The sequence below is a fragment of the Sinorhizobium sp. 6-70 genome (genome assembly GCF_030124375.1).
Lineage (GTDB): Bacteria > Pseudomonadota > Alphaproteobacteria > Rhizobiales > Rhizobiaceae > Sinorhizobium.
In genome coordinates, this window is record NZ_JASKLS010000011.1 from 81,234 (window position 1) to 93,709 (window position 12,476).

Sequence of the window (12,476 nt, forward strand, 5' to 3'; positions counted from 1 at the left end):
GTTCCGCGGCGCTATGGTATGATTCCTCACATCGGCTGCGATCCGGGGACGAAATCATTTTGGCAGTTCCGGGTGCCCAGCGATCTTTGCACGTAGGCGCGACGCTGTGGCTCTCCATTGTCGGAACGCACGTGCGGCAGAGCCAGGTCAACCATGACGGATGAAGCGGCCAGAGGAAGAACGGACACCGCTTCGCGGGCAGTCAGGGCCCCCGTGCAAACGATCTATCGGGCGCTGCTCGACCCGGCGGCCGTGGCCGTATGGCTGCCGCCCGACGGAATGCGGGGCAAGATCGAAAGGTTCGAGGCGCGAGAAGGCGGCGTCTACCGCATGGCGCTTATCTATGAGGAACCTAGCCTCTCGACGCGCGGCAAGACGTCGGCGAGCACCGATATCGTCGAAGGGCGCTTCGTGCAGTTGGTCCCCGACGAACGCGTGGTGCAGCGGGTGGAATTCGAATCCGACGATCCTGCATTTGCTGGCATGATGACGATCACCTGGACCCTCGCAACCATCCCAGACGGCACACTGGTGACGGTGACTTGCGAGAGCGTACCCAGTGGCATCTCGAAGCAGGATCACGATAAAGGCCTCAGATCGACGCTTGCCAATCTTGCCGCCTTCACGGAGACGGAATAGAGCTCCCGCCCACACCAAAGCGCCACGCGTCTGATCGGACGCGCAAAGGTCACTGTAGCGCTTTGAATCACGGCAGAGTTTCTTCGGCACAAACTGCCTGATTACGCCCCCAGGCCCTCGAACAGCACCGTCGAAAGATAACGCTCCGCAAACGAGGGAATGATCACGACAATATTCTTGCCGGCGTTCTCTTCGCGTTGGCCAACCTCGATTGCGGCCTGGAGCGCAGCGCCGGCTGAAATGCCGACCGGCACGCCCTCGAGCCTCGCGACGAGGCGGGCGGCTTCCACCGCTTCGCCCGCATTCACGGTGATCACCTCGTCATAGATGCTCGTATCGAGGATCGCCGGCGCGAACCCGGCGCCGATACCCTGGATCTTGTGCGGACCGGGTTCGCCACCGGAAAGTACAGGAGACTCTTCAGGCTCCACGGCAATGACCTTGACCGACGGCTTGCGTGCCTTCAGGACCTGGCCGGCGCCTGTGATCGTGCCGCCAGTGCCGATGCCCGAGACCAGGATGTCGACGCCGCCTTCGGTGTCGTTCCAGATTTCCTCGGCCGTCGTCTTGCGGTGGATCTCCGGATTGGCCGGATTTTCGAACTGCTGCGGAATGATCGCGTCGGGAAGCGTCTCGGTGAGCTCCTGCGCCTTGGCGATCGCGCCCTTCATGCCCTTCGCGCCTTCCGTCAGAACGAGCTCCGCGCCAAGCAGATAGAGCATCTTGCGCCGCTCGACTGACATCGTCTCGGGCATGGTGAGGATCAGTTTATAGCCCTTGGCGGCTGCAACGAAGGCGAGCGCAATGCCCGTATTGCCCGAGGTCGGCTCGATGAGGGTCGTGCGGCCGGGCGCGATCTTGCCCTCCGCCTCGAGCGACTCGATCATGGAGACGCCGATACGGTCCTTGACCGAGGCGATCGGATTGAAGAATTCGAGCTTGGCGAGGAGATTCGCCTTTACGCCCTTCTCTTTTGCGAGCTTGTCCAGGCGCACGATGGGAGTGTCGCCGATCGTTTCTGTGATCGATGAAAAGACGCGGCCGCGGCCGGGCTTGCGCGTTTCGGACATGTGTTTCTCCCTTGATTGAAATCGTTGCGGCGAGAATACGGGCAATAACAAGCCCGTTCCAGGGTGAGACGGGCCTCGGAGCGTGCCAGCCGGAGGAAAAAAGCGTCTACACGGCACCCCGCGGCGAAATCTTTTTTCAGCTCGCGCGGGTCGCGATATAGGCCGCCGTTCCGGCAAGAATGCCGGCGGCGGCGCGGTTCAATGCCTTGAGCGCCCTCGGCTGCTTCAGAAGCGAACGGGCGCGGGCCGCGAGCAGCATGTAAGGCACCAGCACCGTGAGAAGGACGAGGAAGGTTGCCGCCAAAAGCAGGCTGTAATCCTCGGGGCCGATCGCGGCGAGATCGATGAGCGTCGGCACGAGGGCAACATAGAACAGCATCGTCTTGGGATTGCCGAGCGTCACCATCAGCCCCGACAGAAAAGACATCGCCGCGCTCGCCGACTTTTTCGCCTTTATGTCCTGCGATAACAGGCCGGCGGTCCAAAGCTTCCAGGCGATGTAACCGAGGTAGAGCGCGCCCGCGATCTTCACGATCAGAAAGGCCGCGGTGAAGGTCTGGGCGACGAAGGCGAGTCCGAGCACCACGGCCGTCAGATAGGTCATGTCGCCAAGAATCAGTCCGAGGCCCATGAAGAAGGTTTCACGAAAGCCGGAGCCGAGTGCCCGCGCAACCAGCGCCGTTATCCCGGGGCCGGGAATGGCTGCGGCGATGAAGAGGGCGCCGCTATAGGCGAGAAGGGCCGCGAGTGTCACGATGTCTTTCCTCCTGGACGGGTGATTTGTTTAGCGCAAAGCGTGGCGAAGGAGAACCTGCGTCGATCCCTATCGACGCTTCTCGCGAGAAAATTGATCGGGTGACAAGAACGCCGTTGCTCCGGTCCGGAGCGCCGTGCACCTTCCGGAAGAATCGCGGAAGGCCATCTCCATGCCGGAAATTCAGAACCTTGTCGGTTTTGCCCTGATCGCGCTCGGCATGGTGCTGACGCCCGGGCCGAACATGATCTACCTGATCTCCCGCTCCATCTGCCAGGGACCGGCGGCGGGCCTCATCTCGCTCGGCGGCGTCGCGCTCGGCTTCGTCTTCTACATGGTCTTTGCCGCGCTCGGCATCACCGCATTGCTGCTGGCGGTTCCTTTCGCCTATGACGCCTTGCGTTTTGCCGGAGCGCTTTATCTGCTCTATCTCGCATGGCAGGCGGTCCGGCCCGGCGGCCGCTCGCCCTTCCAGGTGCGCGACCTGCCGAAGGACGGGCCGCGCAAGCTCTTTCTGATGGGGCTTGTCACCAACCTGCTCAACCCGAAGGTGGCAGTCCTCTACCTTTCGCTGCTGCCGCAATTCATCCGCCCCGAACAGGGCGATGTCCTTCTCCAGTCGCTCGTCTTTGGCAGCCTGCAGATCATGATCAGCGTCACCGTTAACGCCTTGATCGCGGTGACGGCGGGCTCGATCGCCGCCTTCCTTGCCGGTCGCCCGCTCTTCATGCTCGTGCAGCGGTGGTTGATGAGCACCGTGCTTGCGAGCCTTGCCGTCAGCATGGCGGCGGAGGCGCGCAGATAAAGCGGGACGCGCGGGCCATAACCTGCTTCCGGGTGGCTGGTGCGCGATCTTCTACAGCGCCGCGCGTCTTTCAGATGCGCAAAGGTCGCTGTAGCACTTTGAATTGCTGCATGTTTTTATCCTAAATCGGGTACGATTTGAGGAAACATGCGTGGCGGAGATGATGACCACACCCGGCAAACCAAGACCGCTCAGCTTGACCCCGGCCCACGTCGCAAAGGTTCACCGGGCGATTGCGGACGGCGGCCCGGGGCCGGGCGCCGTACTACACAGCGATGCGGACTACGACGAATGGGTGGCGCGGATGATGAGGAGCCATCCGGCTCCGGGGTCGCCAACGATGCTCTTCGCCTATGGATCGTTGATCTGGAGGCCGGAGATCGAACATGTCGGCGAAACGGTCGGCGTTGCCCGGGGCTGGCATCGCTCCTTCTGTTTCCGCATGATCCGCTTCCGGGGGACGCCCGAACAGCCGGGCCTCATGATGGCGCTCGATCGCGGGGGGCAATGCCGAGGCGTGCTCTACGAATTGCCGGACGATGACCTCGAGGGGCAATTCGGAAAACTCTTCCGGCGCGAATTCACCTATAAGCCGCCCAACAGCATGCCGCGCTGGATCAAGGTCGAGACGGCCTGCGGGCCGGTGCCGGCCCTGGCCTTCGTCATGAACCGCGCTTCGCCGCTCTATGCCGGACGTCTCTCTCTCGAAGCCGTCGCCGAGGTCCTGGCATGCGCCTGCGGTCATGTCGGCTCGGGAGCGGAGTATCTGCTCAACACCGTGGCGCATCTCGAGGCCAGGGGCATTCGGGACCGTAATCTATGGCGCCTGCAAGCGCTCGTCGCAGAGTGCATCGAGCGCAACAATGGAACGGTGCCTGCGAACGAGACCGCCGAACGCCTGATGATCAGGCGCTCGGTCTGATTGCGCGCTTGAAAAACGGGACCGACCGAAGGCTCCAGCCGAGATTCATGCCGGCCGCGGCCAAGAGGATCGCCGCCGAGCCGGCGATCTGTATCGCCTGCAGTTCGTGGCCGAAAGCCACCCGATCGACGAGGATCGCGGCGATCGGATAGATGAAGGAGAGCGCGCCGGTCATATGGGTCGGCAGCCGCTGGATCGCTCCGTAGAGCAGGATATACATGATGCCGGTATGAACCACGCCGACGGCGACGAGCAGCGTCCATTGCCACGCGCCCTCCGGCAGCGGCGCGGAGAGAGCGAAGGGCGCCAGCATGATCGCCCCGGTGATGACCTGGATGAGCGCGATCAGATGTGGCGGCGTGCCGGTGAGAAGCTTGGTGACGAGCGCGGCGACGGCGTAGAAGAAGGCCGCGCCGATCGCAAGCGCGATGCCGGCCAGATAATGGTCGGGATCGAATCCGCCGCCGGGTTTGGCGGAGACGATCGCCATCATTCCCGCGAAGGAGACCGAAAGCCAGAAAAGCTTGGTAACGGTGATGCGCTCACCCAGAAACAGGGCGCCGAGGCCGAGCAGCATGAAGGGCTGCGTGTTGTAGACCATCGTTGCGATTGAAATCGATGCGCGCGAATAGGCGGCAAAAAGCAGGAGCCAGTTGACGACGATGGCCACGCCACCAAGCGTGGAAAGAAAGACGATGCGCGGCTTCAAGTGGCGAAGGTCAATGAGCCCGAGCATTGCCGCGAGCGCGATCAGCGTCAGCGCCCCGAAGACGCAACGCCAGAATACAACACCTGTGACCGGCTGGCCGGACATCAGCACGAACCAGCCGATGGTCCCCGAAATCAACATCGCCGCCGTCATCTCAACGCTTCCGCGCTTCAGTTCGCTATCCATCGCTGGTCTCCTTTTCCGATTGCATAACAATAGTCGGCTGCCGGGCGATTTTATATGGATTCAGGAAGGCGTGCGGAGTACGATGCCTAATTATGAAAGGCGAAGTTGCTGGTTTGTCTTATTGAGGGTGGATAGATGCTGGATGATGTCGATTGCCGCATTCTCGAGATTCTCGCGGCCAACGCCCGCGTGTCGCTGAAGGAGCTTGCGCAGGAGGCGGGGCTGTCCTCGCCGAGCGCGGCCGACAGGCTGCGCAAGCTCGAGGAACGCGGCGTCATCAACGGCTTCACCGTCTCCGTCGATCCGGCGCGACTTGGCTATCCGTTGCAGGCGGTCGTGCGCGTCAGGCCGATGCCCGGCATGCTGCACATCGTCGAAAAGCTCATTCAGGAAACGCCGGAGATTGTCGAATGTGACAAGATCACCGGCGACGACTGCTTCATTGCCAAGATGCTGGTGCGGGACATGGAGGAACTGGACACGATCCTCGACCGTATCGCCGAAAAGGCACAGACCAACACTTCGATCGTCAAGTCGACGCCAGTCAAGCGCCGGCTGCCGCCGCTTTAGATTCTACAGCGCCATGCGTCTTCCCAGACGTACAAAGAACGCTGTAGCACTTTGAATTGGTGCATGTTTTTGCATGCCGTTAGCCCAAAACCTCTCCACACTTTTGGGCCGCATGCATTACTTGGATCCGGTAGAACCGAAGCCGCCGGCGCCGCGTGCTGTCGTGCTCGCCCCGTCCGCCTCGCGGATCGCCACCTGCGTCACGGGTGCGATCACCATTTGGGCGATGCGCATGCCGCGCTCGACGACGAAGTCCTCCTCGCCGAGATTGATGAGCAGCACCTTCACTTCGCCGCGATAGTCGCTGTCGATCGTTCCCGGCGTGTTGAGGCAGGTGATGCCGTGCTTGAAGGCAAGACCCGAGCGCGGCCTGACCTGACCTTCGTAGCCGGGAGGAATCTCGAAGATGAAACCGGTCGGCACCAAGGCGCGCGCGCCCGGCTTGATCGTCATCGGCCCGCCAGCGGGAACAGCCGCGCGCAAATCCATGCCTGCGGCCCCGGCCGTCTCATAGGCGGGCAGGTCGAGATCCTGCGCATGCGGCAGGCGGACAAGAGTGAGGGCAGGGCGGTTTTCGAGCGGGTGCATGGTCATTCCGTCATAAGCGCCAGCGGTCTTGTCGCAGTCAATTGCATATTGGCCTGCGAGCCTGTAAAGACGCCGCAACTCACAGGATACTCGAATATGGCCGAAAGCATTGCCGAGGCGGTTTCCCGCCGCCGCACATTTGCGATCATTTCGCACCCGGACGCCGGTAAAACGACGCTCACCGAAAAGCTCCTCCTCTTCGGCGGTGCGATCCAGCTCGCCGGTGAGGTCAAGGCTAAGAAGGACCGCATCCAGACCCGCTCGGACTGGATGAAGATCGAGCGTGAGCGCGGCATTTCGGTCGTCACCTCGGTGATGACCTTCGAATATGACGACACCGTCTTCAACCTGCTCGACACGCCCGGCCACGAGGACTTCGCCGACGATACCTATCGCACGCTGACGGCGGTCGATGCGGCCGTCATGGTGATCGACGCCGCCAAGGGCATCGAGCCGCGCACGCTGAAGCTCTTTGAAGTTTGCCGCCTGCGCGACATTCCGATCATCACCTTCGTCAACAAGATGGACCGCGAGAGCCGCGATCCCTTCGAGATCCTCGACGAGGTCGAACACAAGCTGGCGCTCGACTGCGCGCCGGTCACCTGGCCGATCGGCCGCTCGAAGACCTTCTGCGGCACCTATCACCTCGCCACCAACGAGGTGCGCGGCGCCGACACGCAGGAACGCCTGACCAAGGTCAACGATCCGGAAATGGCTTCGCACCGCCTGCCGGAAAACGAGCGTGACGCCTTCATCGAGGAAACGACACTGGCGATCGAGGCCTGCAAGCCGTTCGATCACAAGGCCTTCCTTGAAGGCCATCTGACGCCGGTCTTCTTCGGCTCGGCGCTCAGGAATTTTGGCGTGCGTGACCTCATCAACGCGTTGAGCGAGTTCGCGCCGGCGCCGCGCGCCCAGGTCGCCGATATTCGCACCGTCGAGGCGACGGACGAAAAGATGACGGCCTTCGTCTTCAAGATCCAGGCGAACATGGATCCGAACCATCGTGACCGCATCGCCTTCGTCCGAGTCTGCTCGGGCAAGCTGGAGCGCGGCATGAAGGCACGGCTCTCGCGCACCGGCAAGCAGATGGGCCTGTCGGCACCGCAGTTCTTCTTCGCCTCGCAGCGCCAGCTCGCCGACACCGCCTTTGCCGGCGACGTCGTCGGCATCCCGAACCACGGCACGCTCCGCATCGGCGATACGCTCACCGAGGGTGAGCCGCTCGTCTTCCAGGGCGTGCCGAACTTCGCGCCGGAAATTCTCCGCCGCGTTCGGCTTGAGGACGCGATGAAGGCGAAAAAGCTCAAGGAAGCGCTGCAGCAGATGGCGGAAGAGGGCGTTGTGCAGCTCTTCTCGCCGGAGGACGGCTCGCCGGCAATCGTCGGCGTCGTCGGCGCACTGCAGCTCGACGTCCTGAAGGAGCGGCTGCAGGCGGAATACGGCCTGCCGGTCTCCTTCGAGATGTCGCGCTTCTCTGTCTGCCGCTGGATTTCCGCCGATCATCCGGGTGAGCTCGACAAGTTCATCACGGCCCGCCGCGGCGACATCGCGCGCGATCTCGACGGCGATCCGGTGTTCATGGCGCAGGACAGCTTCTCGCTGCGCTACGAGGCGGAACGCTATCCGGCGATCAGGATGGTGGCGATCAAGGAATATCACGTCGCCAAGGCGGCGTGATCGATCCACGCTAGCCGGCGCCCGCACGGCGCCGGCTAAGACGGTGTCATCCGGAGTGCCAGGATTAGCTGGGCGATACGGACGGTGACCAACACGTACACGGCCACCAGCAGCAGCTGCAGGGCGACGTGCCGCTTGATCTTCCCAAGTCGATGAAGTCCGTCTGCGAAGTTGAGGAAAAACAGCGCAATCCCGGTCGAGAAGACGAAGTAGCCGGCGATCGGGATACTCAACAGCCCCTTCACATCGATGATGTCGGGATGCTCGACGGCATGCAGGCCGGCCGCCGTGACCAGAGTCGCGACAACCAGATTGCGGACGTGGCGAAAGATTTCCTCGAGACCGCCTCGATCGAGAAGCGCCTCCTTGAGGTTCAGAAGCCATGGGGTGGCGCGTTCGTGGGGCATCGCCGCTTTCGTCTCGCATTGTGATCTGGCGCGGATGATATTGGCCTCGCGCTTACGTCGTCAAAGAATTTCGGCCTGTCGCGCGGACATCGGGGGCTTTTTGGGGAGGCGGTGCGCCCGGGCGCCTCAAATATCGAAGCGCGGGGCCGATCGATCCAAAACGGCGCTGCGAGGAGTGACGGCCCAGACCGCGCCCACGGTTTCCGCCAGTTCATGGACGAGCCGGCCAACGTCCGTCGCCGCGCCGACGTGCAACGCTTCGGCAACGATGAGCACAGCCGTCGTCTCGTCACCGACTGCCGAATAGCCGCTTTGGCGGTTCGTCCAGCGGCGCGCATGGGCGCGCCCTTCCTCGTCCGCGAAGATCACTTCGTGCTGCTCGGGATGTTCGGTTTCGCCGGAAAACGTGGTGTAGATCTCGCTGTCGGAGGCGTAACGAACCTCGAGATGACCGACCACTTTGGAGAGATCGAAAACAGCGATCGGAATGGCAAAGGCAAGCGATGCCGCATTGAAAAGGTCGATCACCGGATGGATCCGTGGCAGCGATCCATCCTTGCGGAACCGCCGGAGCAGCGCTTCGGAGGCCGAACGGTATTGCGTCGGCTTCAATCCCAGGCGCGAGAAGGCGCGTCGCCAGGCCTGGATCTCCGGAAATTCGCCCTCCGAGCTTGCCGCGAGCCGTGCCTTCGCCGCGGCCTCGAAAGCAGCGATATGCGCATTGACAGAGACGTCTCGGTGAATGCCTTCGGCGTGAAGAATACCCGCGGAAAGTGCGGGAAAATCCCTCCAGATGTCGCTTGAATGGCGGAAATGCATTGTTGCTGCTCTCTGGTGTGAATGGTGTTTTTCGAACGGAGGCTGCTTCATCCGGCCTCAGAGCGGTTTCGATGGGCGCTCGGCAACCGTAAACCCAGGCTGAGGACGGCGGCGAGCACACAAGCAATGCCGATCAGCTGATTGGCGGAAATCGGCTCTCCAAGCATTACAGAGGCAAGGAGAACTGCTGAGACAGGGGCGATCGCCGTGAACACCGAGGCCTCCGTGCCGCTCACTCTTGCCAGTCCTGCGTACCAGAGCAGGAAGCCACCGACTGTCGGGACAAGAGCGTAGTAGGCGACCGCGATGATCGATTGCGTGGTTACCGCAGCTGCCTGCGGAAATTCGAGGAGGGCAATCGGTGCTGAGACAGCGACGCCCAGGCCGGCCATCAGCGTCGACAGGGCGAGGGGCGAAGTAGCGGTTGTCAGGCGCTTGTTGATGAGGATGAAGAGACCTTCGCAGATGACGGCGCCGAAGACCAGGGTGTTGCCGAGGAGCGAATGCGCGCCGCCGGCGCTTGCCCGGAAGACGATCGAAAGAACGCCCCCAGCGGCGAGGGTGATCGCCAGCAGGATGGAACGATCCGGTCGTTCGCCGAGAACGACAATCGCAATCACCGCCGAAACGATGGGGAGGGTACCGATGATGACTCCGGCATCGGCGGCTGACGTCAGCCGCAGACCGGAAATCAGGAGCGTCGTATATCCGACGCTGCCTGCACCCGCCTGGATGAACAGGATGAGCCAATCGCGCCGTTGCTGCCTCGGACATGCCGTCGCGGTCGCGCGCATCAGCAAGAGGAAGAGCGGAAAGGCAAGCGCGAAGCGCAAGGCCGTGGCAGTGAACGGCGGCAGTCCGGACGCGATGACCTTGCTCGCGATAACCGTGCTGCCGACCAGTGCCATCGCGAGGGACAGATAGATATAACCCTGAAATTGCCTCGACATGACCGCCAACCCTCTTGTGAGGGCTGCAGAAAACCCGATCGACGATCGGCGGTCTTGAACGGAATTGCAGGTATCAGCCCAAGGCTGCGACATAGGCGCCGGGCGAAACGCCATAGGTGCGCACGAAGACGCGTGTCATGTGGCTCTGGTCGGCGAAGCCGCCGGCGATCGCCGCTTCAGCGAGTGGGGTGCCTTCGGCAATCAGGCGCCGGACGATGTCGATCCGCCGCTGAACCAGATAAGCGTGGGGCGTGAGGCCGGTTGCCTTCGCAAATCCCCGCACCAGCTGGAATCGACTGAGGCTGCTTTCGCGCGCCAGATCAGCCAGAGTGATGGCAGCCAGCGGGTCGTCATCGATCAGGCCGCGCGCTGCGGCGATCGATTTCGGCACCTTGGGTGCGTCACGTGGGATGACCTGCATTGCCTCGGCAAAAAGCATCAGCACGAGCTCGTCCCAGCGAACGGTCGCGTCGCCGCCCTCCGAGGTCGTCGCGATTGCGAAAAGTTCGCGGAACCGCGCAGCAAGTGCGGCATTCCGGATGACCGGGTCGGCGAACTCGCACATTCGTCGTCCGCCTTCGCTGATATCGATGACGGCGGTTTCAACGATCGCCGGATCGAGATAGAGCATACGCCAGGAGCGACCGGCATCGCCGATCGGCGTGCCGTCGTGGACCTCGCCGGGATTGACGGTGATCACGTCGCCGCGCTCGGCCTCCACCAGCCCGCGTCCGCTCAGGGACTTTTGCGCCCCTTGGTGGATGAGGCCGATCCCGAACTGGTCATGCGTGTGGCGCGGAAAGCTGTGGAGCGTGGTCGCTTCGACCGCATCCACGCCGGCGATCCGGCGACGCAGCATTTGGAACTGGCCCTTCGTCACGTCTCTAGTCTCGCGGCTTGCCGGGTAGCTTGCCAACGTCCCCGATCCAGGGCAGGGCGGACGAGCACCAGATCTGCGAACGCGGCGCAAGCGCGCGCCGCTGGTTGATCGTGCCGAGGCGGATGCCGATCTCCTCGGCGTCCTCGTCCGTACCCGTCGTGTAGATCGGCGAGCCGCATTCAGGGCAGAAGAACTGCAGCCGTTTTCGCCCGTTCTCGGCGATCTTGACGTAAAGTTTCGGCTCAGCGCCCGTCAGGCGGAAGGACGCCCGCGACGTGCTCGTGGTGACCCGATAGGCCGAGCCTGTCAGTTGCTGGCAATCGGTGCAATGGCAGATCGACACGTCGTCCGGGTCGATCTCCGCCTCGTAGGTGACATGGCCGCAGTGGCATTGACCATCGATCCGCATTGGCCGCTCCTCGCACATCTTCCGCTACTGCATGATTCCTTAAGATCGTAGCCGATTGAAGGAACATGCAGAAAATCAAAGTGCTACAGCGTCCTTGCGTCTACGAGCGTCGCTGTAGAGGAATACGATAGACCAGCCGCGGCAAACGTCCAGAGTCTCCTCAAATCCCGGTGAACAGCCACTCATGTTCCTTGGCGTTGTGGAACTTCCAGATCCGCTTCGGTCCCGCCATGACGTTCAAATAATAGACGTCGTAGCCGTGGACGGCGGCAACCGGGTGGTAGCCCTTCGGAACGAGGGTCACATCGCCGTCTTCCACCGCCATGGTTTCGTCGAGCGAGCGATCGTCCGTGTAGACACGCTGCATCGCAAAACCCTGCGGCGGGTTGAGGCGGTGGTAATAGGTTTCCTCGAGATAGCTTTCGGCCGGCAGATCGTCCTGATCGTGCTTGTGCGGCGGGTAGGACGAGGTGTGCCCGCCCGGGGTGATCACCTCGACGACGAGCAGCGACTGCGCCGATCCGTCATCCTCCGGCATGATGTTGGTGACGTAACGGGTGTTGGTGCCCTTGCCGCGCGTCATCTGAGGATGCGTGCCCGGGCGGATGACCTTGGCCTCGAAGCCTTCGCCACCGGGCGCCGAGCATACGGCAAGATCGAGATCGGTCGTCGCCTCAGCCTGCCATTTGCTGCCCTTCGGCACATAGACCGCGTAGGGCTGGCCCTCGAACGGTGTCATGCGTTCGCCGAGTTCGCCGAGGTCTTCGCCGTCGACGGAAATCTTCGCCTTCCCGCTGACGAGAACGAGGCAGAGCTCCTTTTCACCGGCTTCGCCCGCCGTCCTTTCGCCGGGCTTCAATCGGTTGAGCGCGAAACCGACATAGGTCCAGCCGGCGCTCTCGGGCGTGATCTCCTGCATCAGACCGGATTGTGCCTTCGGTTTGACGAGCAGTTTGGACATTTCGACGGTCTCCTGATCTCGATGACTAGAGGCTGCCCCTCACCCTAACCTCTCCCCGCTCGCGGGGAGAGGGGATTCTGGAACTTGCCGTTACACCTTCTCGCGTTCGCTCAGGGAGGCGGATCTG

Annotated in this window: 15 protein-coding genes; 5 read left to right on the forward strand and 10 right to left on the reverse strand. The window is 62.5% G+C overall.

The genetic code is table 11. The annotated features are described in order from the left end of the window. Window positions 1–153: 153 nt before the first annotated feature. Window positions 154–639 carry an SRPBCC family protein gene (locus QN222_RS20830; RefSeq protein ID WP_283962445.1) on the forward strand — a complete coding sequence of 162 codons (486 nt, stop codon included), beginning with the start codon at window positions 154–156 and terminating at the stop codon, window positions 637–639. A gap of 101 nt (window positions 640–740) precedes the next feature. Here QN222_RS20830 and cysK read toward each other — a convergent pair whose 3' ends face one another. Next, window positions 741–1,709, reverse strand: coding sequence for a cysteine synthase A (cysK, locus tag QN222_RS20835; protein ID WP_283962444.1), 969 nt, complete (start codon window positions 1,707–1,709; stop codon window positions 741–743). A 136-nt stretch (window positions 1,710–1,845) separates the two neighbouring features. Beyond that, a complete protein-coding gene (locus QN222_RS20840; RefSeq protein WP_283962443.1) occupies window positions 1,846–2,463 on the reverse strand; it encodes a LysE family translocator in 618 nt (205 codons plus the stop codon). Window positions 2,464–2,635: 172 nt separating this feature from the next. Here QN222_RS20840 and QN222_RS20845 point away from each other — a divergent pair, with 172 nt between their 5' ends. Together QN222_RS20845 and QN222_RS20850 are read left to right on the forward strand one after the other, a co-directional pair. Then, window positions 2,636–3,268 (forward strand): LysE family translocator, encoded by a 633-nt coding sequence (locus QN222_RS20845; protein WP_283962442.1) that lies wholly within the window; start codon window positions 2,636–2,638, stop codon window positions 3,266–3,268. A 160-nt stretch (window positions 3,269–3,428) separates the two neighbouring features. After that, window positions 3,429–4,190 (forward strand): gamma-glutamylcyclotransferase, encoded by a 762-nt coding sequence (locus QN222_RS20850; RefSeq protein ID WP_283962452.1) that lies wholly within the window; start codon window positions 3,429–3,431, stop codon window positions 4,188–4,190. Here the strand turns inward: QN222_RS20850 and QN222_RS20855 are convergent. Next, the gene (locus tag QN222_RS20855; protein ID WP_283962441.1) at window positions 4,174–5,085 is read right to left on the reverse strand and encodes a DMT family transporter; all 912 of its coding nucleotides are present in this window, start codon (window positions 5,083–5,085) and stop codon (window positions 4,174–4,176) included. The two genes, QN222_RS20850 and QN222_RS20855, sit on opposite strands and share 17 nt — an antisense overlap. 135 nt (window positions 5,086–5,220) lie before the next feature. Here QN222_RS20855 and QN222_RS20860 point away from each other — a divergent pair, with 135 nt between their 5' ends. Beyond that, entirely contained in the window at window positions 5,221–5,655 is a 435-nt protein-coding gene (locus QN222_RS20860) for an Lrp/AsnC family transcriptional regulator (protein ID WP_283962440.1), read from the forward strand. Between the two features lie 117 nt (window positions 5,656–5,772). Here the strand turns inward: QN222_RS20860 and dut are convergent, their stop codons facing one another. Then, complete coding sequence (dut, locus tag QN222_RS20865) at window positions 5,773–6,243, reverse strand: dUTP diphosphatase (protein WP_283962439.1); 471 nt, start codon at window positions 6,241–6,243, stop codon at window positions 5,773–5,775. A gap of 96 nt (window positions 6,244–6,339) precedes the next feature. Between dut and QN222_RS20870 the strand changes: the two genes are divergently transcribed. Beyond that, on the forward strand, window positions 6,340–7,923 hold the full coding sequence (locus tag QN222_RS20870; RefSeq protein WP_283962438.1) for a peptide chain release factor 3: 1,584 nt from the start codon (window positions 6,340–6,342) through the stop codon (window positions 7,921–7,923). A 35-nt stretch (window positions 7,924–7,958) separates the two neighbouring features. On the opposite strand, the gene QN222_RS20875 is transcribed toward QN222_RS20870, so the two are convergent. The 6 genes from QN222_RS20875 to iolB form a co-directional block, all read right to left on the reverse strand. Beyond that, a complete protein-coding gene (locus tag QN222_RS20875) occupies window positions 7,959–8,330 on the reverse strand; it encodes a hypothetical protein (RefSeq protein ID WP_283962437.1) in 372 nt (123 codons plus the stop codon). Between the two features lie 126 nt (window positions 8,331–8,456). After that, the gene (locus QN222_RS20880; protein WP_283962436.1) at window positions 8,457–9,149 is read right to left on the reverse strand and encodes a phenylalanine--tRNA ligase beta subunit-related protein; all 693 of its coding nucleotides are present in this window, start codon (window positions 9,147–9,149) and stop codon (window positions 8,457–8,459) included. Window positions 9,150–9,196: 47 nt separating this feature from the next. Beyond that, the gene (locus tag QN222_RS20885; protein WP_283962435.1) at window positions 9,197–10,099 is read right to left on the reverse strand and encodes a DMT family transporter; all 903 of its coding nucleotides are present in this window, start codon (window positions 10,097–10,099) and stop codon (window positions 9,197–9,199) included. Between the two features lie 73 nt (window positions 10,100–10,172). Further along, window positions 10,173–10,979: an AraC family transcriptional regulator gene (locus QN222_RS20890; protein ID WP_283962451.1), complete on the reverse strand. Its 807-nt coding sequence runs from the start codon at window positions 10,977–10,979 to the stop codon at window positions 10,173–10,175. A 4-nt stretch (window positions 10,980–10,983) separates the two neighbouring features. After that, window positions 10,984–11,388: a GFA family protein gene (locus tag QN222_RS20895; RefSeq protein WP_283962434.1), complete on the reverse strand. Its 405-nt coding sequence runs from the start codon at window positions 11,386–11,388 to the stop codon at window positions 10,984–10,986. Between the two features lie 160 nt (window positions 11,389–11,548). Beyond that, entirely contained in the window at window positions 11,549–12,349 is an 801-nt protein-coding gene (gene iolB / locus QN222_RS20900; RefSeq protein WP_283962433.1) for a 5-deoxy-glucuronate isomerase, read from the reverse strand. Window positions 12,350–12,476: the final 127 nt, after the last annotated feature.

Excerpts from the sequence above, each read along its gene's own strand:
- QN222_RS20885 (WP_283962435.1), bottom strand. The coding sequence starts at position 10,099 with ATGTCGAGGCAATTTCAGGGTTATATCTATCTGTCCCTCGCGATGGCA.
- dut (WP_283962439.1), bottom strand. The coding sequence starts at position 6,243 with ATGCACCCGCTCGAAAACCGCCCTGCCCTCACTCTTGTCCGCCTGCCG.
- cysK (WP_283962444.1), bottom strand. The coding sequence starts at position 1,709 with ATGTCCGAAACGCGCAAGCCCGGCCGCGGCCGCGTCTTTTCATCGATC.
- QN222_RS20875 (WP_283962437.1), bottom strand. The coding sequence starts at position 8,330 with ATGCCCCACGAACGCGCCACCCCATGGCTTCTGAACCTCAAGGAGGCG.
- QN222_RS20880 (WP_283962436.1), bottom strand. The coding sequence starts at position 9,149 with ATGCATTTCCGCCATTCAAGCGACATCTGGAGGGATTTTCCCGCACTT.
- QN222_RS20850 (WP_283962452.1), top strand. The coding sequence starts at position 3,429 with ATGATGACCACACCCGGCAAACCAAGACCGCTCAGCTTGACCCCGGCC.
- QN222_RS20845 (WP_283962442.1), top strand. The coding sequence starts at position 2,636 with ATGCCGGAAATTCAGAACCTTGTCGGTTTTGCCCTGATCGCGCTCGGC.
- QN222_RS20870 (WP_283962438.1), top strand. The coding sequence starts at position 6,340 with ATGGCCGAAAGCATTGCCGAGGCGGTTTCCCGCCGCCGCACATTTGCG.
- QN222_RS20860 (WP_283962440.1), top strand. The coding sequence starts at position 5,221 with ATGCTGGATGATGTCGATTGCCGCATTCTCGAGATTCTCGCGGCCAAC.
- QN222_RS20830 (WP_283962445.1), top strand. The coding sequence starts at position 154 with ATGACGGATGAAGCGGCCAGAGGAAGAACGGACACCGCTTCGCGGGCA.
- QN222_RS20895 (WP_283962434.1), bottom strand. The coding sequence starts at position 11,388 with ATGCGGATCGATGGTCAATGCCACTGCGGCCATGTCACCTACGAGGCG.
- QN222_RS20855 (WP_283962441.1), bottom strand. The coding sequence starts at position 5,085 with ATGGATAGCGAACTGAAGCGCGGAAGCGTTGAGATGACGGCGGCGATG.
- iolB (WP_283962433.1), bottom strand. The coding sequence starts at position 12,349 with ATGTCCAAACTGCTCGTCAAACCGAAGGCACAATCCGGTCTGATGCAG.